This window comes from Oceaniferula flava (assembly GCF_016811075.1).
Taxonomy (GTDB): domain Bacteria; phylum Verrucomicrobiota; class Verrucomicrobiia; order Verrucomicrobiales; family Akkermansiaceae; genus Oceaniferula; species Oceaniferula flava.
The window spans coordinates 221,246-242,974 of the sequence record NZ_JAFBGL010000004.1; the positions used below are offsets into that span (position 1 = coordinate 221,246).

General features: G+C 58.1%; 19 protein-coding genes. 5 read left to right on the forward strand and 14 right to left on the reverse strand.

Annotated elements, in window-relative coordinates:
- Window positions 1-79 precede the first annotated feature (79 nt).
- The 10 genes from JO972_RS08015 to JO972_RS08060 form a co-directional block, all read right to left on the reverse strand.
- Window positions 80-1,117: an FAD:protein FMN transferase gene (locus JO972_RS08015; RefSeq protein WP_309489510.1), complete on the reverse strand. Its 1,038-nt coding sequence runs from the start codon at window positions 1,115-1,117 to the stop codon at window positions 80-82.
- Between the two features lie 27 nt (window positions 1,118-1,144).
- Window positions 1,145-1,960 carry a DUF4198 domain-containing protein gene (locus JO972_RS08020; protein WP_309489511.1) on the reverse strand — a complete coding sequence of 272 codons (816 nt, stop codon included), beginning with the start codon at window positions 1,958-1,960 and terminating at the stop codon, window positions 1,145-1,147.
- Window positions 1,961-1,979: 19 nt separating this feature from the next.
- Window positions 1,980-2,801, reverse strand: coding sequence for a DUF4198 domain-containing protein (locus JO972_RS08025; RefSeq protein ID WP_309489512.1), 822 nt, complete (start codon window positions 2,799-2,801; stop codon window positions 1,980-1,982).
- A 16-nt stretch (window positions 2,802-2,817) separates the two neighbouring features.
- Entirely contained in the window at window positions 2,818-3,336 is a 519-nt protein-coding gene (locus tag JO972_RS08030) for a DUF2271 domain-containing protein (RefSeq protein ID WP_309489513.1), read from the reverse strand.
- 15 nt (window positions 3,337-3,351) lie between these two features.
- Window positions 3,352-4,008: a PepSY-associated TM helix domain-containing protein gene (locus JO972_RS08035; protein WP_309489514.1), complete on the reverse strand. Its 657-nt coding sequence runs from the start codon at window positions 4,006-4,008 to the stop codon at window positions 3,352-3,354.
- A 162-nt stretch (window positions 4,009-4,170) separates the two neighbouring features.
- The gene (locus JO972_RS08040; protein ID WP_309489515.1) at window positions 4,171-6,312 is read right to left on the reverse strand and encodes a TonB-dependent receptor; all 2,142 of its coding nucleotides are present in this window, start codon (window positions 6,310-6,312) and stop codon (window positions 4,171-4,173) included.
- A 13-nt stretch (window positions 6,313-6,325) separates the two neighbouring features.
- Window positions 6,326-7,423, reverse strand: coding sequence for an alpha-hydroxy acid oxidase (locus JO972_RS08045; RefSeq protein ID WP_309489516.1), 1,098 nt, complete (start codon window positions 7,421-7,423; stop codon window positions 6,326-6,328).
- 101 nt (window positions 7,424-7,524) lie between these two features.
- Window positions 7,525-8,880 carry an aspartyl protease family protein gene (locus tag JO972_RS08050; RefSeq protein WP_309489517.1) on the reverse strand — a complete coding sequence of 452 codons (1,356 nt, stop codon included), beginning with the start codon at window positions 8,878-8,880 and terminating at the stop codon, window positions 7,525-7,527.
- A gap of 22 nt (window positions 8,881-8,902) precedes the next feature.
- Window positions 8,903-10,138 carry a hypothetical protein gene (locus JO972_RS08055; protein ID WP_309489518.1) on the reverse strand — a complete coding sequence of 412 codons (1,236 nt, stop codon included), beginning with the start codon at window positions 10,136-10,138 and terminating at the stop codon, window positions 8,903-8,905.
- Window positions 10,139-10,298: 160 nt separating this feature from the next.
- Window positions 10,299-11,318 (reverse strand): aldo/keto reductase, encoded by a 1,020-nt coding sequence (locus JO972_RS08060; RefSeq protein WP_309489519.1) that lies wholly within the window; start codon window positions 11,316-11,318, stop codon window positions 10,299-10,301.
- Between the two features lie 66 nt (window positions 11,319-11,384).
- Between JO972_RS08060 and JO972_RS08065 the strand changes: the two genes are divergently transcribed.
- Genes JO972_RS08065 through JO972_RS08080 form a run of 4 tightly spaced genes read left to right on the forward strand, consistent with a single transcriptional unit; the run spans window position 11,385 to window position 15,560 of the window.
- On the forward strand, window positions 11,385-12,164 hold the full coding sequence (locus JO972_RS08065; protein ID WP_309489520.1) for a TerC family protein: 780 nt from the start codon (window positions 11,385-11,387) through the stop codon (window positions 12,162-12,164).
- Between the two features lie 40 nt (window positions 12,165-12,204).
- Entirely contained in the window at window positions 12,205-12,813 is a 609-nt protein-coding gene (locus JO972_RS08070; protein ID WP_309489521.1) for an acyloxyacyl hydrolase, read from the forward strand.
- 22 nt (window positions 12,814-12,835) lie between these two features.
- On the forward strand, window positions 12,836-14,251 hold the full coding sequence (locus tag JO972_RS08075) for a class I adenylate-forming enzyme family protein (RefSeq protein WP_309489522.1): 1,416 nt from the start codon (window positions 12,836-12,838) through the stop codon (window positions 14,249-14,251).
- Window positions 14,252-14,267: 16 nt separating this feature from the next.
- On the forward strand, window positions 14,268-15,560 hold the full coding sequence (locus JO972_RS08080) for an NAD(P)/FAD-dependent oxidoreductase (protein ID WP_309489523.1): 1,293 nt from the start codon (window positions 14,268-14,270) through the stop codon (window positions 15,558-15,560).
- An 8-nt stretch (window positions 15,561-15,568) separates the two neighbouring features.
- On the opposite strand, the gene JO972_RS08085 is transcribed toward JO972_RS08080, so the two are convergent.
- The 3 genes from JO972_RS08085 to JO972_RS08095 are packed head-to-tail and all read right to left on the reverse strand — an operon-like array spanning window position 15,569 to window position 17,532.
- Window positions 15,569-16,213 carry a LolA family protein gene (locus JO972_RS08085; protein ID WP_309489524.1) on the reverse strand — a complete coding sequence of 215 codons (645 nt, stop codon included), beginning with the start codon at window positions 16,211-16,213 and terminating at the stop codon, window positions 15,569-15,571.
- Between the two features lie 57 nt (window positions 16,214-16,270).
- The gene (locus JO972_RS08090) at window positions 16,271-16,879 is read right to left on the reverse strand and encodes an alpha-ketoglutarate-dependent dioxygenase AlkB family protein (RefSeq protein ID WP_309489525.1); all 609 of its coding nucleotides are present in this window, start codon (window positions 16,877-16,879) and stop codon (window positions 16,271-16,273) included.
- An 8-nt stretch (window positions 16,880-16,887) separates the two neighbouring features.
- On the reverse strand, window positions 16,888-17,532 hold the full coding sequence (locus tag JO972_RS08095; RefSeq protein WP_309489526.1) for a rhomboid family intramembrane serine protease: 645 nt from the start codon (window positions 17,530-17,532) through the stop codon (window positions 16,888-16,890).
- Window positions 17,533-17,738: 206 nt separating this feature from the next.
- Here JO972_RS08095 and JO972_RS08100 point away from each other — a divergent pair, with 206 nt between their 5' ends.
- Window positions 17,739-20,126 carry an efflux RND transporter permease subunit gene (locus JO972_RS08100; RefSeq protein WP_309489527.1) on the forward strand — a complete coding sequence of 796 codons (2,388 nt, stop codon included), beginning with the start codon at window positions 17,739-17,741 and terminating at the stop codon, window positions 20,124-20,126.
- On the opposite strand, the gene JO972_RS08105 is transcribed toward JO972_RS08100, so the two are convergent.
- Complete coding sequence (locus JO972_RS08105) at window positions 20,061-21,668, reverse strand: NAD(P)/FAD-dependent oxidoreductase (protein ID WP_309489528.1); 1,608 nt, start codon at window positions 21,666-21,668, stop codon at window positions 20,061-20,063. The two genes, JO972_RS08100 and JO972_RS08105, sit on opposite strands and share 66 nt — an antisense overlap.
- Between the last annotated feature and the right edge of the window lie 61 nt (window positions 21,669-21,729).

Below are 21,729 nucleotides of genomic sequence, written 5' to 3' on the forward strand. Positions count from 1 at the left end.
TTGACAAGGAGAAATTTGTAGTTTTTTGACCCGTAAGTCGGTCATAGTGAATATTTAGCACCCTAGAATGCCCGATCTATCAAGCATCCACGCTATCCCCATCCTCAGAGGAGTCAGTGAGCATACGGGTATATGCTGGTGTGATTTTTTCATGAAAACCGGCACCTGCACGCGTGACGAAGCTGGCCGCGATGCCGTGCTGCTCGGCGCATTCGGCCCCCCGTGATTCACCCAAGACAAAAAGTGCCGTGGCCCAGGCGTCCGCCAGCATGCAGGTGGGCGCCAAAACGGAGACTGCCTGCAGCGCGCCGACCGCTGACCGCCCGGTGGCAGGATCGATCAGGTGGTGCGATTCACCATCCTCCATCCGAATCCGCTGCTCGGCGATGCCGGAGGTGGCCAGAGAGATTCCGCAGAGCGCCGCCACGGTTTGCGCTTCGGCAGCTTGTTTTCCCATCGGATCGAGAGCAACCCACCACGGCTGACCGTCCGGCTTGCATCCTTCGCCCCGGAACTCGCCACCGATTTCCAAGAGAAAATCATGGATGCCCAGTTGCTTCAGTCCGGCGGCGGCGTGATCGATGGCGTAGCCTTTGGCGATGGATGAGAGGTCGAGCTGACAGTGGCCAGCGTGTGATGCGCTGCCATCGGCACGCAGACTGAGATCGCGCCAGCTGCCACGCGTGTCCGGCATCTGCTCAGGAGCGCCGGCGTGCGGGCCGAAACCAGCGCCGGCGACAAGTCGGCCCACCGTGGGATCGTAAACTCCGTCTGTTAGTTTGGCAATTTCCAGAGCCTGCCGCAGCACAGCTCTAAATTCTGGCGACAGCTGAAACCGCTCCCCTGCCGGCGCCGCATTGAACCGACTCAGCTCCGACTCCGCATCCCAGTGGCTCATCTGCCGGATCACCAAGTCAAAGCTGAGCTCAGCCCGCCGGCGGATGTGGGTGGAGGAAATGTGTGGCGGCCGCTGGTAGTGCAGTCGCCAGTAGCTGCCCATGGTCTCACCTTCTAACAACACCACCTCCAAGCCGGAGTTGGCACCGCGCAGGTGATCGAGCGTCAGGTCCGTGGGGATCAGAACCTGGCGCTCGTTCGGCGGCTGTGGAGAAGCCATAAATATCTGCTGATACTGGCTTTCCCCTTATTCAGGAAGGACTTCTAGGGTGACAGCGTAGGTGGCGTAATCGTAGAGGGGAGCTCCGTCGAGCTCGCCGCTTTTCTTCTCGATCACTGCTTCCATCCAGTAGCGACCCGCTTCTTTCAAGGTGATTGAAAACTTCCCTTCGGAGTCGGTTTTGATTTTGATTTCCTCCGGATCGTTACGGAATCGATCACCTCCCTTGATCAACACCACGTCCACCTCGGGAGCGGGTTTTCCGTTGAGGTGCATGGTGAAGGTTGCCTTTTCACCGGCGAAGAGATCGTTCGGATGGGTATCGGTCACTACAAGCTCAAGCCCTTTGCCGAGTGGTTTCAGAGCTTCCTTGTTAGGCTTTCCAGCGGTGACGAACGTAGCGGTGCGGCGGATGTAATTGTAGATGCCGACGTCTGGTTTCTTGGTAATACCTTCGGCCTTCAGCTTCGCCATATCGCCGCGCCAGCGTTTGTTCTCACCGTCCTCTTTCCAGTGCGCACTAATGCCCGAGCGCAAACCGTAAATCTGATAGGAGCCCTCCTTGGCAAGTTCCAGATCGAAGGTGCTGCGGAGTTTTCCGGTGCTGGGATTCTGCAGTGTCACAGGTTTCCCATCCGGCCCAACGGCCACCAAGGGATCGGTGGGTAGCGGAACGTAGTTAGGGAAAAACAGGTTGTTAGAGACGCAGGCATCAAAGGTGACCCATGGGCTTTCTCCTGAAAGCACCGTGGTCGATGGCAGAATCCACACCCGGTGAGCGTGGGCCAAGTGACTGGCCAGAGCCAGAACAGCGGCAGCGAGAAGACAGGGTTTCAATTTCATGATAAACCGAGGTTAAAGATTACTCGGGGAGCACCTCGAGGGTGGCGGTGTAGGAGGAGCGTTTGGAAAGCGGCACGCCGTCGATTTCGCCGCCGTCTGCGGAAACACTGGCATTGATCCAGTAGCGCCCCGCCTCTTTCCAAGTGATGGAGAACTCACCCTTCTCGTTGGTGGTCACTTTGACCTCGCCGGCATCGTTGCGGAAGCGATCGTTGCCTTTGACCAGAGTGACTTCCGTCGCTGCGGCTGGCTTGCCATTGAGATGCAGGGTGAAGGTGGCTTCCTCACCGGCGAAAAGATCGTTTGGATGGTTGTGGGTGAAGACGATTTCCAAGCCCTTGCCAGTGGGCTTCAGGGCTTCTTTGTTAGGCTTGCCGGAGGTCACGAAGGTGACCACGCGCGAGACGTTCTCGGAGAGGCGGACGCCTTCTTTTTTCGCCAACCCTTCCTTGGCCAACTCCTCGGCGGTGCCGCGCCAGCGTTTGCGCTCGTCGCCCTCTTTCCACATCGCAGACAGTCCGTCGCGACCGGAAAAAATCTGATACGTCCCCTCCTGGCTGAGTTCCAAATCGAAGGTGCTGCGGAAGTGGCCTTGGCTGGCATTTTGGATGCTCGCTGCTTTGCCGTCAGGCCCAATCACTTGCACTGATTCGGGGTCGACTCCGCGGTGGTTGGCAAAGAAGAGGTTGTTCGATACCGCGGCGTCAAAGGTCACCCAGGTGTTCTCTCCGGAGAGCACGGTGGTGGATGGCAACAGCCAAGCGCGGTGGGACAAGGCGGGCTGAATGGCGCAGCCGATCAGGGCGGTGGCGAGGGCGGTGGTCTTGATGGTTTTTTTCATGATTTGTTAGGTTTTACTATTTCGATTTCGCTTCGATGGGAGTGACGCTGACCTCACCGAGTTCGGATTTTCCAGTGGCCTTCTCGGCGCTGAGTTTCTTGCCATCCCAGCTGAAGGGGATTTTTACCAACTCACGTCCGCCAACTTCGCGGGAGGCTTCGACGACGAGGGTGTATTTCCCACCGGCGAGTGGTGGCAATTTCGCCAGTGCCTCGGTGATGGCAAATTTGTGTTTCCCCGGTGGGCGGGTGGGACCGCTGACGCCATCGACTGGCATGTCCAGCTCCCGACCTGAACGACGCCACCACTGGCGCAGGTCCTTGAGCCACTTCTCGCCTTCGTCGTTTTTCATCTCGGTGTCATAGCAGACGGTGAGGTTGGCGACGTGGCTGCGGTCGGCGTTTTCAATCCATGCGGCGACGTAGGGCCGATGGTATTCTGAGACTTTCAGGCGCGGGATTTCGACTTCGAGCTGATAGCCTTGGGCGTGCACGGCAGTGGCTCCGCCGAGGAGAAGCAGGGTGGATTTTTTCATAATGGATAGATGCTGTTAGTGGACAAAAAAGATAACAAGGAGAATGGGCACCAAAATGCCAGCGGCGACGATTGGCCAGGTGCTCGGGCGGCGTTTGGCATGCACCCAGAGCAGCACCAGACCGGTGAGGCAGAAGATCACACAGGCGCCGGAAAAGATATCGAGAAACCACGACCATGCCTTGCCGGTGTGGCGACCCTTGTGCAGATCGTTGAGGTAGGAAATGACACCACGATCGGTGTGTTCGTAGGTGAACTCGCGGGTTTCGCGGTCGATCATCAGCCAGGCATCGCCACCGGGGCGTGGCATGCTGAGGTAGATCTCATACTCGGACCACTCGGCATCGCGACCTTTCAGCGGGGCGCCGATCTCCTTGCCCAGGTGGGCGGCGACATCGGACGGCAGTGGCTTTTTTTCATCCTCCGCCTCTTCCTGATAGGCGATGCCTGCGGAGATGGACTCGGGGACTTCGCCGCTTTTTTCCGTCACCTCAGGCTCTGCGGGGATATCCGCGGCGTGGTTCAGGGTGATGCCGGTGAAGGCAAAGAGCAGCATGGCAAACAGACAAATCGCACTGCTGACCCAGTGCCAGAGATAGAATTGTTTGGTCCAGAACGCCTTCTTACGGCGTTTCTTCGGCCGTGGTGTTGGCGATGGTTCTGTGCTGCTCATGGGCGTAGTTAACCGTAGGCTCTCAACGAATCAAGTGATTCAAGTGATGATATCTCGCGGGATTGATCTGGGGATGAATGCGGGGTGATGCGGTGGAAAAGACTTGGGCAAATAACCCCACGCGCGACGCGAAGTCGCACGCAGGGTTAGCTTACACACCAATCAGAAGCTGTATTTCACCGAGACCGTGGCGGTGCGGCCTGCGCCAGGGATGAAGTGACCACCACCGACCTGATCCACGTAGTCCTCGTCGGTGAGGTTGGTGACGTTGAGCTGCAGGGAGACGTCTTCGTTCACCTGATAGGAGGCAAAGGCATCGTAGGTGGTGTAGGATGGAGCGATACGACCTCTACCGTTATCACGATCCCCCACGTAGCGAATGCCACCTCCGATCGTGAGATCATCGGTGAGATCATAGGTGGTCCAGATGGAGAACGAGTGCTCGGGGGTGTTGCCAATCGTGCCACCTTCGAGGCTCGGATCCGGATCGCTCTTCTGCTCGCCATCGAGGTAGGTGTAGCCAGCGAAGACACTCCACTTATCGGTGATCTTACCGGTCAGGCCCAGCTCGACACCCTGCACTTGGATGTCGCCTTCTAACACGGTGTCACCCGTGCTGGGATCGGTGGTGCGGGCGTTGGTTTTGTTGGTTTTGAAAATCGCTGCGTTGAAACCGATGCGATCGTCCATCCAGGTCCACTTCGTTCCCAGCTCCCAGGTTTCCGATTCTTCAGGGTCGAGTCCCAGGTTGGCATTGCCCCGGCCGAAGGAAAGCGCCTCCGCCGATGGGTTCACCGAAGTGCCGTAGGCGAAGTAAATCGTTCCATTCTCCGCTGGTTTGTAGGAAACCGATGAGCGCCAGCTGACGAAGTTATCGACTTGCGACGCGTCACCAATTTCGGCATCGAAGTTATCATAGCGCAGCCCTCCGTTGAACGACCACTGGTCATTGAACTTGATGGTATCGTAGAGGAAAAATCCAATCGTGCTCGTGCGGGCCACCGTGGTGCCGGTGCTCGAGTAAGTAGAGGTATCGACGCCGTGCGCATCCGGATCGTAGAGGTCGGTGCCAGGGGCTCCGGAATCGTCCGAGGTGCGGCCTTCGTTGACATCTTTTTCCCAGGTGTAATCAGCCCCGGCGATCAGCGTGTGTTCCCAGCCACCGGTCTTGAAGCGGTAGTTGAGATCGAAGGCCAAGGCTGTAGTCGTGGTGGTCTGCAGGCGGAACTTCTCATCGGTGCGACGCACATCGTAGGGGTCCGCAGTGGTGCTATCCAGACGTGGCGCGGTGATCAGGGAGTCGCGATGGTTGCGACCGTAGCGAGCGATGGCACGCAGGTCCAAGTCCGCATTGACGCTGTGCTTCACCTCGGCGGTGAAAATATCGGTGTCCACGTGGGAATAATCGCGATCGATGAGGCCATACCAGTTGTTAAAATCGACACCGGATGGCACCTCATTGTTCACCCATGGAATGCCGTAGTCCGGCATGTTATCGGCCGACATGTGCATGTAGCTGAGGGTGGTGACGGTGTCCGTTCCCAAACCAAACGCGATGGACGGAGCGATCCCCCAGCGTTCGTTTTCCACCCAATCACGACCGGAATTCGAGGCAGAGTGACCGAGCAGGTTGAGGCGGAATGCGGAGGTCTCGGAGAGCGGCTGGTTCCAATCGAGGGTGACGCGGTAGAAGTCATCGGTGCCCACGCCGAATGTTAGATCGCGGAGTTGCTCCAGCTTCGGAGTCTTGGTGGCGAGGTTGATCGAGCCGCCGGTGGAGCCGCGTCCGGTGTCCGTGGAGCCGGGGCCTTTGGAAACTTCGATTTGCTCGTAGTTGAACGGGTCGCGTGTGTAGCCGCCGATGTCGCGGATGCCATCGATGAAGAAATCCGTGCGGGCATCGAAACCACGCAGGGTCAGCTGATCGCCGGCAGGAGTTCCGCCTTCGCCCGCTTGCAGGGAAATCCCCGGCACGTTGCGCAGGGCATCCGCGATGGTGGTGGCGTTCTGCTGCTTGATCAGCTCTTCAGGCACCACGGTGATGGTGCGTGGGATCTCACTTAGCGGGGCCGGGTATTTTGGGGAGGCCAGCTTGGTTGGGTTCAGCTTGCTGCCTTCGGTGGCATTGATCACGGAAGGATCGAGCTGGCCGTCGTCGTCGCTATCGGACTCGGCTGCGCCGGCCCCTCCTGCCATGAGCATGGCTCCGGCGATGCTTCCTGCGGTGGCGTATTGACCAAAAATCGACGCCTGGCGTAGGCTGCGCGGCGACTGTAAACCGTTTCTCTGTTCGTTATGTTTCATGTTTCGTAGGTAGTTAGAAATGGGATGAGTGGGAGAGGATGGCGGGCGCTTCACTGAGGTCACGGCATCCGGTGAGCAGCATCGCGACTTCCAGCTCGTGCTGGAGAAGCTTGAGAACGTGGGCGACTCCGGCCGCTCCGGCGGTGGTCAGTCCGTGTAAGATGGGGCGGCCTAACAGCACCGCATCAGCGCCCAGTGCCAGCGCCTGCAGAACATCGCTGCCGCAGCGAATGCCACCGTCCACCAGCACTGGCACCTTCTTTTCCACCGCCGCGACGATGTGTGGCAGGGCGCTGCGTGTGGCGGGCAGTTGGTCGAGGGTTCGGCCGCCGTGGTTCGAAACGATGAGGCCGTCGGCGCCGTGATCGATCGCCTCGACCGCATCCGCCGGGTGCAGGATGCCTTTGATAAAAATCGGCAAGGTGGTGAGCTCCCTTAGCCAAGCGACATCCTGCCAGCTGGGAATGGCCGCGAGCAATGCGGGGTCAAAGGCAGAGGCCGACTGCGGCGGCGCGGGTAAATCGCGCAAGTTGACCGCCTCCACGGCATCCGACAGGCGGAAGCCAGATCGCTGCTCGGCATTGCGGATGCCGTGCACCGGAGCATCCACGGTGAGCACAATCGCCTCGTAACCGGCCTGCTCCACACGGCGGATCAGCTGCTTGGTAAAATCTTTGTCGTGCTGAATGTAGAGCTGGAACCACAGCGGGGTGCCGTCCGCCTGATTGGCAATATCCTCCACCGAGGTGCTCGCCTGGGTGCTGACGATGTAGGGGGTGCGCAGCGCGCTGGCGGCAGTGGCGGTCGCGATTTCGCCCTCGGGGTGGAATAGCTTGTGGTAGGCCGTGGGGCCAATCAGCAAAGGGCTGGCCAGCCGGCGGTTCAGGATCGTGGTCCGGGTGTCCGCGTGATCAAACTTCCGCAGCACCCGCGGCCAGAGCGACGCCTCACCCCAGGCCTCGGTATTCGCTCTGAGCGTGCGTTCACTCCCTGCCCCACCATTGAGGTAGGCGAGGTTTTGGGCCGAGAGGCGTTTACTAGCGAGACGTTGGTAGTCGGCTAGGGAAACGGCGTCGGCGGGAATAACTCCCTGGTGGGTGGCATCGGTCATGTGACGGGAGCTTGTATAAGCTCACCTTCACAGTCGTGCTCACGCTGGATTGTCTCGCTTTAGCGGTCAATTGACATCCAGCCGTTTTTCCCACCCATTCCCTATTCCTGTTTAAGGAAAATGCGTTTCTCTTTGTAGGTAATCACCGCGTAAGTCTCACGCAGGAAATCGGCACCGAAGAGGCCGACGTAGTCGAGGCCCGAGTCAAAACGATCGAGATCTGTAGCGAGGATTTTGCGTTTGCGGAATACCGCTTTCCCCAGAGAAACCGAGTCCACATCGGTGGCAGCTGCAGGTGCTTTGCCGCCGACACCCCAAACTTCCTTGGTCATCGAGCCGACTTTGGCGCCGTGTTCCTTCGCCGCATCAATGTGCAGCAGGGAGTTGTCCGCTCCAGTGTCGATCATCCAGGTGACGTCGTTGTCGTTGAGTTTGCCATCGACAAATATATGGTTGCCGCGGCGCTCATATTCGAAGCTTAGGTATTGACGCAGCTCCAGCAGCTCGTTGATTGTTAGACTACGGCAATGACGCAGGAAGGTGGCACGGGCCTCCGTCCAGCTGATGACGTAGGCGGCATCCTCAGGTGAGAGCAGGGAAATAGGGACCTGCACGTTTTTGCCATTTTGCTGAGCAATGGTCGCCACGGTGGATGTCTTGGAGGCGATCAATCCACGGTAGATTTTGCCGCGTTTGGTTTTGAAAATACGGAAGCTCAGTGCGTCTTCGGAGGTGTCACCCTCGGTCTCGTTAACGTCTGATCGATCCGGGCGGATGAACAATTTGCGCTCGCGGTAGGTGATCACCGCTTCGAGGTCGGAGAGGACTTCAGCGCCTAACAAACCATCGTCGCGCACCTTGGCTCCGGGGGCCATATCCTTAGCCATGTCGGTGGCCATGATCTGACGATCTTTGAAAACCGCCTCACCGACCTTGAATTCATCCACCTGAGCGAGAGCTGCCGGGGCTTCGCCGGAGACGCCGTAAACTTTGTAATCGAATGGCCCGAGCGCCGCGCCGACGCGTTTGCAGGCGCCGGTGTGCAGCAGGCTGCTGCCGGCACCGGTATCGAGCACCATCTTGGCCGGCTTGCCATTGATTTCGAGCTGCACCATCATCGTGTTCCCCTCGAGCTTGATCGGAATAGCCTCGTAGCCACGCAGGGTGAGCAGCTCACCAACGGAGAGACTGCGGCACTCGCGCAGGAACACTGCCTTGGCCTTATTCCAGCTTTTGACGTAGGATCGATCGTCCTCGGACAAAGTGGTCAGCGGCACCGTAGCCCGTTTGCCATTTTCTAACAAAAACACCACCGCCGTCTCATTTTTATCGACGATCACGGCACTGATCGAGTTGCCATTGGTGGCCGTGAACTTGCGATATTCGATCCCCTCTTTCGCGGTGGCGGTGAAGGGCAGGAACAAACAAGCAGCAGCGATGAGGGTTGTTAGTTTCATGGGGAAAATGGGTGACTGGGTATTAGCGGAAGTCGTTGCTCTTGATGTAGTCCGACCAATCCTTGGTGAACGCTTCCACGGAATCGAATCCGAAAATGCGGGCGATCTCCGAGGTGTCTGGAATCTGGTTCGAGGTGTGGATCTGGCGGGTCAGCTTCGCGTAGGAGGCAATCCGCTTCGGGGTGCTCTGCATATAGCTGGAGAAAGAATACATCAGCACGAGCTTCTCAGGATCGAGCTTGTGCACATCGAGATCGAGCATCTCCTGCAGCTTCGGCTCCACCTTGCCACGCTTCACCAGCGAGCGCAGGGTGCGGGCCCATGAGCGACCGTCTTTGAAGCCGCTTTTGGAGGCGATCTCACCTTCGCTGCCGCTGCTCAGCAGGTTCGTCTGAGTTTTTTTACAAAGCAGGATTTCCTTGTAGTAGGCGTGGCCGGTTTGCAGGGCAAAAAACCCTCTACCACTGACCTGCGACATACCGCCGAGCTGGAAACTGTAGAGCGCCGAGCAGATCACGTGGGTCTGGAAAGGCACGAATTCATCGCGGAAAGCTTTGCTGTCGCGGGTGTGAAAAACCGTGGCGCGCGGCATCAGATTGAGGTCTTTGGCTTCCCCTTCCGGCACGAACATATTGACGGACCCGACCTTGTCCCAGACGTTCTCAGTGTGCATGGCGGCGTCTTGCTGGCCGGCTTTTTTCAGGAAGTTCACCTGATACTCGCCGAGCGCTTCGTAGGTTTCCTGACCATCCGGCACGATGACGAGCATCTTTTCATCCCCCCAGTTGGCGCGGAACTCCATGTGCTGGAAGGCCATGCCGTGCCAGCAGGCTTCGGCAGTTTCAGCCAGTCCCTTGACCCGGATTTTTCCGTTGGAGGCAAAGACAAAGTGCTCGGTCTCGTGCAGCTTGAACGAGAGGTCAGACTCGCCTGGGAAATTGAGGATCTGCTCCATCTCCTTGAGGAAATCGTTCGGCAGCTTGATTTCGTGTTCCGGCACGGTGATGTCGCCTTTGAAAATGAGCTCCTTGTCCGCTTGGGCGAACTCGACGAGATACTGTCGGTCGGCCAGCGAAAGGTCGGCCGCTTTCAGTTTGATCTCGGAAGGTTGTTTGGTGACCAGGTAAACTTCCTCCCCGTCCAGCTTCAGAAACTGAGCCTCAACGGTGGTGCCTTTAATGGATGTCCAAGTGCGAAATTCCGCAGCCTCAATCATGGCGGCAGCAGAGAAAAAGAGGGCGGTAATCAGTGATTTCATCGGATAGTGTGTAAGATGTTGATAGAGCTCATTGCACGGGGAAAACGTGCACTGCTGCACATATACCCCGCCACGACACTCAAACGAGATCAAAAGTGATTGCGGTAAAAAAAAATCGCGCAGCCCCGGTGAGCCGCGCGATCTGTTTCCATAAGGTTCGTTAGTGCATCGGGTAGAGAATTTCCTTCGTCACCGCATCGATGGCCGCCATCACCTCGTCGTCCAAGGTGAGGTCCGCGGCGGCAAAAATGGCATCCAGCTGTTCTTCACAGGATGCACCCACGATGGTGGATGCGACAAAGTCATGTTGCTTGCTCCAGGCCGTGGCGAGGGTGACCACATCCATATCGGCCTCCTTGGCGATCTCGATCATCCGGGCTGTGGTTTCCAAGCTTTTGTCGTTCACAAAGCGTGAGGCCATCGCTTTTTGGCGTGGCTGGCCGTTCTTGAGGTAGTCGCTGAAGCGAGCCCCTTCCGGCAGTTTGCCATCGTTGTATTTTCCAGACAGCACACCGCCGGCGAGGGGGCTGTAGGGGAGCAGGCTGACATTTTCGTGTCGGCACACTTCAGCCAGTTCGTCTTCGAAACGGCGGTTGTTGATGGAGAAGTTGTTCTGGATGGTGTCGTAGCGTGTCAGCCCGTGCGTGTCGCTGGTCCACAGCGATTTCATCAGGCCGTAGCTGGTTTCGTTGCTGACACCGATCGCTCTAACGAGCCCTTCTTCCACCAGCTCGTCGAGCGCGGCCAGGGTGTCCTCGCAGCGCATGCCGTGGTCCGGCCAGTGGACCTGGTAGAGGTCGATGTAGTCGGTTTGCAGTCGGCGCAGACTGCCTTCCACCGCCTTGCGGATGTGGTGACGGTCGAGCGCTGCCTTACCTCCTCGGACTGGTGGGTTGAACCAGCCGTGGGCGGCACCGGCGACCTTGGTGGCGATGATCAGGCTGTCGCGATCTTTCCCCTTCATCCACTCCCCCACCCAAGTTTCGGTGAGGCCGGCTAATTCCTTGGACGGCGGCACCGGGTAAATTTCAGCCGCGTCGAAGAAATCAATCCCCGCATCCACGGATCTGTCCATAATACGATTGCTCAATGCCTGATCGCACTGCTGCCCGAAGGTCATCGTTCCCATGCAGATTTCGCTAACAACGATGCCGCTTTGTCCCAGTCGGTTTTGCTTCATGGCCCTATCATGCGCCATGATCTCGGCTTGGCAAGCACCCACAGGCCTGCTATTCCCTAGCGCGCTATGGAATACGCCATCGACCTCCTCATGCTCATCGCCTTGCAAGCCGTGCTCGGCTTCGACAACTTGCTCTACATCTCTCTGGAGTCCAAACGGGCGCCCTTGGAAAAACAAAAAGCCGTCCGCACCTGGGGCATCGGCATTGCTGTGGTGCTGCGAATTGTCCTACTCTTCGTCCTGCTGAAGATGATGAATGCCTTCAAGGAGCCATGGACTCATCTGGACAATGCCTTTGTCAAAGCAGACATCAGCTTCGCCGCCATGATCACTCTGTTTGGTGGTGCCTTTATCATCTACACCGCCATCAAGGAGGTCATGCACATGATGAGTCTCGAAGAACATCACGAAGCGAAAAAAGACCGCGCCACCACCAGTGCGGCGAAGGTCATCGCGATGATCGTGATGATGAACTTGGTATTTTCCTTCGACTCCATCCTCAGCGCCATTGCCATCACCACTGTCGGTTGGGTGGTTTCCATCGCCATCGTCGTCAGTGGTGTTCTGATGATTGTGCTCGCCGACAAGGTCTCCGAATTTCTCCAGAAAAACCGCCTCTACGAAGTGCTCGGTCTGTTCATCCTGCTGATCGTGGGCGTGATGCTGGTTTCCGAAGGCGGCCACAAGGCGAACCTCAGCTTCTTCGGACATCCGGTGCATGCGATGAACAAAACCACCTTCTACTTCGTCATCGCCGTGCTAGTGCTGATGGACGTGGTGCAAGGCCGCTACCAGAAAAAGCTCATGGCCGAAAAGAAAAAGAAACACGGCTCGCTTGTTGCCTAAGCCCCCCTCATCGAACACTGCCAACCCCACCGTGCATCCCATGAAACGCCTCACCGCCATCGCACTGACCGCCCTCTCTGTCATCGCACCCGCCTCTGCCGGGGAGCTCAGCTACACCCCTGCTGAAAAGCAGGAACCGTCATGGAAACGCCGCGTTATGGATGTGGAAACCGGCTTGATCTGGAACGTCGGGAATAACACCCCCATTTCCTACCGCATCGTCCCGACCCAAATCTCATGGCGTCTGCCGTATTCGATGAAAAAGGACTTCGCGAATGGCTCCAAGCTCATCGCCAGACACCAGTTCTCACTGATCGGCGATTACATCCAGCACGGACCTGAGGACTATTACTTCGGCATCTCCGCGGCACCATCGATCGAGTGGTGGTCGCCCAACGATAAGTGGTCGGCCTACTTCGCCATCGGCGGCGGCGTTGGCCTGACCAACAGCACTGATGTGGTCGGTGGCCAGGGGCAGGATTTCACCCTGAACTGGTTTGCAAAATCCGGCTTGCGCTATCAGGTCAGCCAAGATTTCGGCATCTACGGCGGTGCCTTTTTCCAGCACCTATCCAATGGTGGCCAAACCGACCCCAACCCAGGCGTCGATGCCTTGGGCTTCACCATGGGGGTCAGCTTCTCCTTCTAACCAACACCGATCCATCACGCCGGTGAACATCGTCGAGGAGATCAAAAAACGCCAGCACGGCAGCCTCATCGCCATCCGCGACGGCGATCGTCAGATCAGCTACGAGGCGCTTTTTGCCAGTGTCGCGGAGGTCAGCGAACAACTCCGGGCGCAGCCGGCATGGCCGAATCAGCTGCTACCACGCATCGGGGTGAAGTTTCCCAACGGCCTGGGCTACATTGTGGTTGCCTTGGCAGTGTTAGAGACCGGTTCCTGCTTCGTCCCCATCCCCGATGAATTGACGGAGGCCGAGCAGCAGCAACTGATCACCGCCACCGCCTTGCACGCTGTGATCTCAGAGGATCACTCGGGGCAGATCGACTTAGCCTTCGATTTGGGTCAGGCACGTCTGGCAGCGTGCCCCGCCAGCCAGCCAACATTTCCGGAGCATGCATTCAACGCGATCGGCCCCGCATTCATCCGCTTCAGCTCCGGCACCACCGCGGCCTCCAAGGGCGTGGTGCTCTCACACAGGTCGTTGTTAGAACGGATCGCGGCGGCGAATGAGGGACTGAAGATTCAAGCCGGCGAAACCGTGCTTTGGACCCTGCCGATGGCGCATCACTTCGCGGTGTCCATTGTGCTCTATCTGTATTACGGAGCGACCACGGTGTTAGAAACCTCGCACCAGCCTGAACAAATCTATCAAGCGGCCAAGGAGTCCGGCTCGCAGCTGCTCTACGGCAGTCCATTTCACTTCGCGCAACTGGCACAGTGCCGCTGCGCCGAGCCACTGCCCCAGCTCCGACTCGCCATGTCCACCGCCTCCGCCCTCAGCGAGGGAGTGGCCCAGGCCTTCGAGCAGCGCTTCCAGCTCCCGCTCACCCAGGCGCTCGGCATCATCGAGGTCGGCCTGCCGGTGATGAACCTGCGCCATGCCAGCGATCGCCCAACCGCACTGGGTCAAGTGCTTCCCGCCTACCGTTGGCGCAGCCACGCCCATGGAAACGACCCCAACATCGGCGAGCTCCAGCTCCAAGGCCCGGGGATGTTCGATGCCTACCTCAGCCCCTGGCAAACCCGCCAGGAACTCTGCCCGGACGGTTGGTTCTCGACCGGCGATTTGGTCGAGTTGTTAGAACCCGATACACTCATCATGCGCGGTCGCAGCAAGAGCGTGATCAACATCGGCGGCATGAAAGTTTTTCCCGAAGAAATCGAGGCCGTGCTGAACGAGCACAGCGGCATCGCGCGCAGCCGCGTCTTCGCCGGTGAGCACCCGGCGCTTGGCGCTTTCCCTTGCGCCGAATGGATCGCCGCAGCCGACCATGACGCCCCCACCGCGGCCGAGTTACGCGCTCACTGTGCCGCCCGCCTGGCCGCCTACAAATTGCCAGTGCAGTTCAAGCAAGTCACCACCATTGACCTCACCGCCAGCGGCAAGGTGAAGCGTCACTGATCCGCCCTCTCGCCCCATGCCAGATCTGCATTCAGAGAACCCCGCCATTGCCATCCTCGGAGCCGGACCTGCCGGCTGCACCTTGGCCTGCTTCCTCGCCCTGCGCGGCATTCCCTGCGTGGTGTTTGACGACGACAAACGGCCGGACTTGTTAGTCGGCGAGTCACTGGTGCCCGCCGTGGTGCAGACACTGAAAAAACTCGGCATTGAAGAGCGCGTGGCTGATTGCTCGGTGAAAAAACCGGGCGCCTCATTCTTCCACCCCAGCGACACGCGGGTGCACTTGAAGTTCACCAAACACGGAAAAAAGGAACCCGGCTACGCCTACAATGTGCCCAGGCCGGAGTTCGATAACATCCTGCGCGAGCGCGCCATCGAACTCGGCGTGCCGTTCATCCACCACCGGGCAAAGGTGCAGTGCAGCGAGCATCCGCAGCGCGATGTTGAGCTCACCGATGAGTCGTTACGCGCCGCCGGGCTAAACGATCACCCCAGGTGGTTGATCGACGCCACCGGACGCAATCGCTTGCTGGCCCGCACCTTGGATCTACCCGCCGACACCGGCAGCCGCAAAGACGTCGCCTATTTCGCCCACTTCGATGGTTTTCTCCACGACGAAGTCATCCCCGGCCAAATCATCATCTCCATTCTCGACCACGGCTGGGCCTGGCGCATTCCTCTGCGGGGGAAATTATCGGTCGGCGTGGTGATGGATAAAAAGGCGGCCAAGAAGCTCGGCGACACGCCCGAACAACGACTCGAAACCGCCATCCATCAGGACCCGCTGATGAAAGACAAGGCGATGCATGCCAAGCGCATCACCGAGGTGAAAACCTACACCAACTACCAGCTCATCAGCCAGCAGGGTTACGGCAAGGGTTACATCCTGTTAGGCGATGCCTTTGGCTTTGTCGACCCGATGCTCTCGCCCGGCCTGTTCATGTCTCTGGAAGCCGCTCGACTGTTAGACAAACACCTCTTTGCCAAAGGCATCGCACCACGCGACAGCGACCAAGCGCTGGATCGATACATTAACGAGCTGCGCCACTGGCACCAGAGTTGGCAAAAACTCATCGATCAGTTCTACGACGGTCGCATCCTGCGCATGTATGAAGCCGGCAGCAGCTTCGCCGAAGGCAAACGCTACTTCAGCCCGGGAAAAATCATGGAACGCCACGTCCGCCGCGTCATCTCCAGCATGGCATCAGGCAACGGCACCTGTTCCAGCTACAATCAAAAGCTCCTGGAGATGTGCGACAAACACATGATCTGGGACGTGCACGATGCGGATTTCTACGCGGTGAAATAAACCACCACCTACTTCCACTGGTAGCGGTTCTTATCGACCACAAAAATGTCCTTCGGCAGAGCAGCGTTGAGTTCGGGTCGGGCAAATTCGGTGATGATCACGGAGCCATCTTTTTGGGTCCACTCGATACGCTCAATGTAGTCGGTCTTCAGGCTCACCTGCAGCACCATCTGCACGATCACGCGCTTTAGTTTTCCGGACTTCGGCGACAGGGCGGCGGCATACTGGCTGCCCGTGCGGGTGACACCGGTGACTTCAAAGTTTTCCAACAAACTCTCGAAGCTTGCGGCCTCGCCAATGCCTAACATCAGGAGCAGAGGTTTCACTTTCCGATCGTTCGGATCATGGGCTTCGGCGGTCTTTTTCTTTTCGTTGAGCAAATACACCTGCTGCCCATCGAACACGGCACTCTGCACCTTCGGGTCGCCCAGCTGCCAGCGAAAGGCCTTGCCTGGCATCAGCCAGAGGTAGCCGGTGTTCTTCACCGGCTGGGTCATCGACGGCAGCTTCTTTGTCTGCCGCATTTTCACCTTCACAGATGTGTAGGTCTTCTGCTTAGCGTAGGATTGTTTCAGTGGCTCAAGATCAAATGCCGCCGTGGCGATCCCTAGCTGACAGACGGCCAGAACGAAAACAATGAAGGTGCGAAACATGACCGCACCCTAGCCCATCATCACCGACAATCAACTCCAGAAGGCAGGGCGAATGGATCACCTACCCTGCTTCATTGTGCGAAATGTCAGGTTCACCCTCGGCGCGGTCACCTTCTTGGTTTTGGGCACGCAGTGCAGCCAATGGCTCTGGGTCGCCCCCTTCATCTCCAACAGACTGCCGTGCTCGAGCTCCACGCTGACCGTTTCCCCAGTCACCCGGTGCTTGAGGGAAAACTTCCGCTCGGCGCCGAAGCTGACCGACGCGATGGTGGTGTTTTTTCCCAGGGATGACTCATCGTCACTGTGCCAGGCCATGCCTTCGCCGCCGTCGTGGTAGAGGTTCAGCAGGCAGGAATTGAAGCGGGTGCCGCTGAGCGCTTCGACCTTGGCCTTGATCGCTGCCAGCTCGGGCGTCCACGGCAGGGCCTGTTTGGTAGTGCCGGAGTAAGTGTAGGAAAAGTTCGAGTCGCCATACCACGCCACCTTGCGCGCGGTGGTGATGTGTTTGCCATACATCCTGACCTCGTCGTGTTTCCACGGAATGTCCTCGAGCAGATTGTGCAAATACCGATCCGCCAGCTGCGGAGGGAAGATCGGGCCGTGATAGTGCACGATGCCATCGGCTGGCAGCAGGTTCTCATCCGGGTCGGCTGGAAAGAGGTTCATGACGACGGCTAATAGGGGGATGGATTCTGACGCGAGCCAGTGCCGGCACGCTGTGTTTTTCCCCGACTGAACATCATCCACGCGGCGAGCATTCCGGCGACAAATCCGAACAGATGGCCTTGCCAGGAGATACCGGGTTGACCGGGCAGCACACCGCGTAACATCCCTCCGTAAAGCAGAATGATGCCTATCGAAACGACGATCCAGAAACCCGACTTCCCAACGATCCCCCGCGTCAGCAAAAACCCAAGGTAGCCAAAGATCAAGCCACTGGCGCCGATGTGATTGGTATGGCTGGGGCCGAACAACCAAAGCGCGGCGCCTCCCACCACGATGATGAACAAGGAGGCCGAGAGAAAGGCCTTACGCCCACCCACCAGAACCAGCGATCCGAGGATGAGGAACGGCACGGTATTTGAGATCAGGTGGGTGAAACCCAGGTGTAGGAAGGGGGCAAACAAGATGCCCGGCAGGGATGCAATCGCACGAGGTTGGATCCCGAAACGATCCAGAAAGCCACGGAAAACAAAATCGATCCCCTCCAGCCCCCAAGCAAGCGCGACCAAACCCAGAAGGAGCAGCAAATTGTCTTTCACGGCGGTGACCAGTCGGTTCCCACGGTCGCGGGAGCTGCTGTTTATCGGAGGATTCATCGCCGTTTAACATACCCGATGACGACTATCTTCCGATGAAAAACTCGAGCAGTTTTCCCCACCGTAGCGAAGGGTTTGCACCCTTCGTCATCTAGGGCTTCAAATACCATCAACCCAACGAAGGGTGCAAACCCTTGACTACGGGAGTCGTTCAGCTGAGCTCATCTAGGTATTGCGTATCGGGCAGCCGCCACTAGAGTCATGCCGTGTTGAAGAAATTTCGCTCTCCCATCCTTCTCATCCTGCTGGTGCTGTTTTCCATCGCCGGGCTGACGCGTTTGAAATTTGAAACCGCGATCTTGGAGGTGCTGCCTAAGAACCTCCCCGCCATCCAGGCGCTGAAGGATTTCCAGGAACATTTTTCCGAAGACCGGGAGGTGATCGTCTTGCTCCACTCGGACGAGGAGGAAATCGTCGAGGAAGATGTCGAAGCTCTCGCCCTGTTCCTGCGCGAACGTTGGCCGGACACCGAGGTGCGTTATAAATCAGCGTTCGAAGAGAATCCGAAACTCTTTGGTGAAACCGTCGCCCACATCTGGAGCTACGCGCCCGCGGAAGAAATCGAGAAGCTGACAGCACGCTTGCAAGACCCCGACCAGCTCAACGCCCACCTGAACGAGGTGAAGGAAAACCTGCAGAACTCGTTCGATCAACAGCAGGCCACCATCGATTCCTACGACCCGCTGGGTTTCCTTCGCCACCCGGCACTGCAACACCTGCTCGACAACGACGCCAGCTTCGCCAGCGACGACGGCCAGTCGCGCCTGATGATGATCCGCCGGAAGCACGAAAGCTCGATCGGCTACAACGACGACAAACTCTGGATCGAAGAAATCCGCCGCACCATCAACGAGTGGCAGCAAGAAGAAGACTACGATTACAGCTTCAAGATGACCGGCGGCCCGGTCTACAACGCGGAGATCGGTTCCAGCATGGAGCACGACATGAGTGGCACCATCACCATCACCTCCCTGTGCATCGGTCTGCTGTTTCTGCTCGTCCAGCGCAGCTTCAGCCAGCTGCTGATGATCTCTGTCTTGTTAGGCCTGACCTTTGTCATCACCCTCGGCGTGGCTGGCTGGGTTTTTCAGACCTTGAACCTGGTCAGCGTGGGCTTCGCCGCCATTCTCCTTGGTCTGGTGATTGACTACGCCGTGGTGATCATCCGGGAGTCGCCTCATGCGGTGACCACGGGGGCCGTTCCGCATCGGGCGAAGGCGATCCGCAAGATGGTCGCTCCGAGCATTCTTTGGGCCGCCGCCAGCACCTCATTGGTCTTCGGCGTGCTGATGCTGAGCACCTTCACCGGAGTGCAGCAGCTGGGAGCACTGATCGCCATTGGCCTGGTTTCCGGCGCTCTGGTGATGCTGTTGCTGACCCCGGTGATGCTGGCGCGTTTCCCCGTGAAACAGGCCAACACCCTGGTGCACCCCGCGTTTTTACCGCCTCGTATCGCCCCCTGGCTCTGCGTGCTGGCAGTGGTCGTGGCGGGTGTCCTGTTTGGCATCAAGGGCGCGCCTCAGGTGAATTTGGATCTGAAAATTGTCGAGCCGAACAACAGCGAAGCCGTCGCCGCCTTCAACACCCTGAAAGAAGAATTCTCCGCGTGGTCCGAGCAAAATGCGGTCATGCTGACCACCGCCGAATCGCTCCCCGAGCTGTCGCAAAAAACCGCGCACGCGGAGACGGTGTTGCAGGAGCTTGAAGGAAAAAATACCATCGAGCAGTTCTACTGGCCGGTGGGACTGCTGCCTAACGACGCCCTCTATCAGAACAACCGCAGTGCTCTCACCGCCCTCGCCGAGAACAGCCGCGAGATTCTCAAAACCGCAGGGGCCGCAGGCTTCAGCGAGGTCGGCCTGGGCCTCGATCAACAAATCCTCGAGGCCTTCAAGGCGCCCGCACTCAGCAGCGATGACTTGGCGCAGCGCAGTGCGGACGATCCCTTGATCGGCGCCTTTTACAGTCGAGACGCCGATGGCAGATCGTATTTCACCGGCCGTATCATGCTTGCCGAACTCCCCAGCCCCGAGGCCTTGGAAAAGCTGAAACCCCTCGACAAGGCCGAGGTCGTGGTCACCGGCTACACCATGATGCAGGCGGTTTTGCTACCACGCGTGAAGCGTGACTTCTACGTGATCTTCATCCCCGCAGCCGCTCTGCTGCTGGCCGCCTTGCTGCTCGTTTTTCGATCGTGGCGCGATGCGCTGATCTCGATCTCGGTGCTGCTCACGGCGCTGATTTTGATCAATGCCGTGGTCGTTGCCTCCGGTCAGGCGTGGAACTTCCTCAGCGGCATGGCGATCCCATTGATCGTCGGTGCAGGTATCGACTACAGCATCCACCTGATCTTCGCCCTGCGCCGGCAGGAAGGATGTTTTTCCTCGGTGTGGAATAGTGTGGGGAAAGCCATCTGCTTCTGTGGGGTGTCCACCTCCATCGGTTTCGGCTCGCTACTCTTTGCCTCGAACGAAGCCCTGCGCAGCATGGGCATGCTCTGCAGTATCGGCATTCTGATCACCATGAGCCTAAGCCTGCTTGTAATCCCCGGCCTGTGGAAGCGGAGTCATCATCGTCGCCTCACTCGCATCTGAGGGACGCACAAAGGCATAACGCAGCTCCGCCCAGAGCCAGATCTTGATCCCCTGGAACATCAGCTTCATGGTGGCCGGTCCGGGGGTGAACGCATTCACCGAGAGAAGATGGTGGTCGAGGTTCTTGTCGCCATACTTTCCTGCCTTGATTTTCTTATGGGCCAGGCGGCAGAGGCGACGGTTGTAGAAGCGCATGAACTTGGCGAAAAACGTGCCGGCCGGACCATCGTAGGGCATCTTGGCAAATTCGGTATCGTGGTCTTCGTAGACCAACCTAACAGGACCGATAAAGTAAGTGGCAATATCTAACAAATAAGCAACATGCATCAGCTCGGCATCGCCGATGTAGTAGTATTTGTTTTTATAAAGGGCATCGAACCAGTAGAAGTAGCTGCGTTTGTATTCGTTCTCACGCATTGCAATTTCCTCCTTCACGCATTCGCCGCTAAAGTGCTGCCGCAACAGTGCGTAGGAGCTGTAAACGGTGTGCGAACAGAAATCCAATCCCTGACTGTAAAGGGGGTCCATGAAACCGGCGGCATCCCCCGCGATGGTCCAGCCATCCCCGGCAATCTTCTCGCTGTAATACGGCAGGCCCTTGTAATAACGGTTATCATTTTCCACCGCCACCGCGTCCTGGAACATCAACTTCCCGATCGGGTGCTTGAGCAGATGTTCATGCAAGCGCTCCGACATGCTTCCGTCTTTGGGCGGCGTGAAAATGCGTTCGTCCCAGGTGAGCCCCACGCTGACCTCCCCGCTATCGAGCGGAATGATCCAGCTCCACCATCCGTAGCCCATCAGGTGATTGGTGGAAAATCCACGCTGGGCCAAGACATGCGTGTCCAGCCCGCCCATGGCCTCGACGGATTTGGCGGAGTCGAGATCGTTGACCTTTTTAAACCTGGACCACATCGCGTTAACCGGATGCTGGTCGGCATTGCTGTGCCAGAGCTTCAGCTTGCGCGCGAGCATGGCGGCCTTGCCGGAGGCATCGACCACCCAGCCGGCAGTGATTTCGCGCTGCTCTCCGTCCTTGGGTTTGATCACCAGGTGGTTTTTTCCCACGCCACCCAACTCGATGTCCTTGATGGTGGCGGGGCGCAGCAGTTCACAACCGAGTGCGACCGCCTCGTCTAACAAATGTGTATCGAGCTTTAATCGGTTCAGCTGAAAAGTCGGCAGTCGTCCTTGGAAAGCCGGCCCCACTTCGGACACCTTCGACGGGCAATTATCGCCCTCGCGGTGAAACCACATCCGCAGCCCGTGTTTGCCGACGTGATCCATCGACAAGTGCCTACCAACCTTCAGCACGCGAGTCAGAAAGCAGGCGGAGACCTCGGAGGTGCTCTCGCCGACCTTGCGATCGAACATCTCGGACTTCTCCACGATCAGCACCTTGAGGTCTGGAAAACGGCGTTTCAGCAAGATCGCTGAGGCGGATCCGGAAAACGCGCCGCCGATGATCACCACATCGTAGTCGGGGGACCGGTCGACCTTTTCCGAAACAGGACCCGACATTTCTTTGGTGCATTTTTGCATGGTTGATCTTCTGGTATTTTGCCTATAGGAAAAAGGCGTCGTCAGCGCGTGAAGCAGCGCA

Coding starts and splice junctions, on each gene's coding strand:
- JO972_RS08025 (WP_309489512.1), bottom strand. CDS start 2,801: ATGAAAAAAACCATCAAGACCACCGCCCTCGCCACCGCCCTGATCGGC.
- JO972_RS08070 (WP_309489521.1), top strand. CDS start 12,205: ATGAAACGCCTCACCGCCATCGCACTGACCGCCCTCTCTGTCATCGCA.
- JO972_RS08060 (WP_309489519.1), bottom strand. CDS start 11,318: ATGAAGCAAAACCGACTGGGACAAAGCGGCATCGTTGTTAGCGAAATC.
- JO972_RS08090 (WP_309489525.1), bottom strand. CDS start 16,879: ATGAACCTCTTTCCAGCCGACCCGGATGAGAACCTGCTGCCAGCCGAT.
- JO972_RS08085 (WP_309489524.1), bottom strand. CDS start 16,213: ATGTTTCGCACCTTCATTGTTTTCGTTCTGGCCGTCTGTCAGCTAGGG.
- JO972_RS08095 (WP_309489526.1), bottom strand. CDS start 17,532: ATGAATCCTCCGATAAACAGCAGCTCCCGCGACCGTGGGAACCGACTG.
- JO972_RS08065 (WP_309489520.1), top strand. CDS start 11,385: ATGGAATACGCCATCGACCTCCTCATGCTCATCGCCTTGCAAGCCGTG.
- JO972_RS08035 (WP_309489514.1), bottom strand. CDS start 4,008: ATGAGCAGCACAGAACCATCGCCAACACCACGGCCGAAGAAACGCCGT.
- JO972_RS08030 (WP_309489513.1), bottom strand. CDS start 3,336: ATGAAAAAATCCACCCTGCTTCTCCTCGGCGGAGCCACTGCCGTGCAC.
- JO972_RS08015 (WP_309489510.1), bottom strand. CDS start 1,117: ATGGCTTCTCCACAGCCGCCGAACGAGCGCCAGGTTCTGATCCCCACG.
- JO972_RS08055 (WP_309489518.1), bottom strand. CDS start 10,138: ATGAAATCACTGATTACCGCCCTCTTTTTCTCTGCTGCCGCCATGATT.
- JO972_RS08045 (WP_309489516.1), bottom strand. CDS start 7,423: ATGACCGATGCCACCCACCAGGGAGTTATTCCCGCCGACGCCGTTTCC.
- JO972_RS08050 (WP_309489517.1), bottom strand. CDS start 8,880: ATGAAACTAACAACCCTCATCGCTGCTGCTTGTTTGTTCCTGCCCTTC.
- JO972_RS08105 (WP_309489528.1), bottom strand. CDS start 21,668: ATGCAAAAATGCACCAAAGAAATGTCGGGTCCTGTTTCGGAAAAGGTC.
- JO972_RS08020 (WP_309489511.1), bottom strand. CDS start 1,960: ATGAAATTGAAACCCTGTCTTCTCGCTGCCGCTGTTCTGGCTCTGGCC.
- JO972_RS08040 (WP_309489515.1), bottom strand. CDS start 6,312: ATGAAACATAACGAACAGAGAAACGGTTTACAGTCGCCGCGCAGCCTA.
- JO972_RS08080 (WP_309489523.1), top strand. CDS start 14,268: ATGCCAGATCTGCATTCAGAGAACCCCGCCATTGCCATCCTCGGAGCC.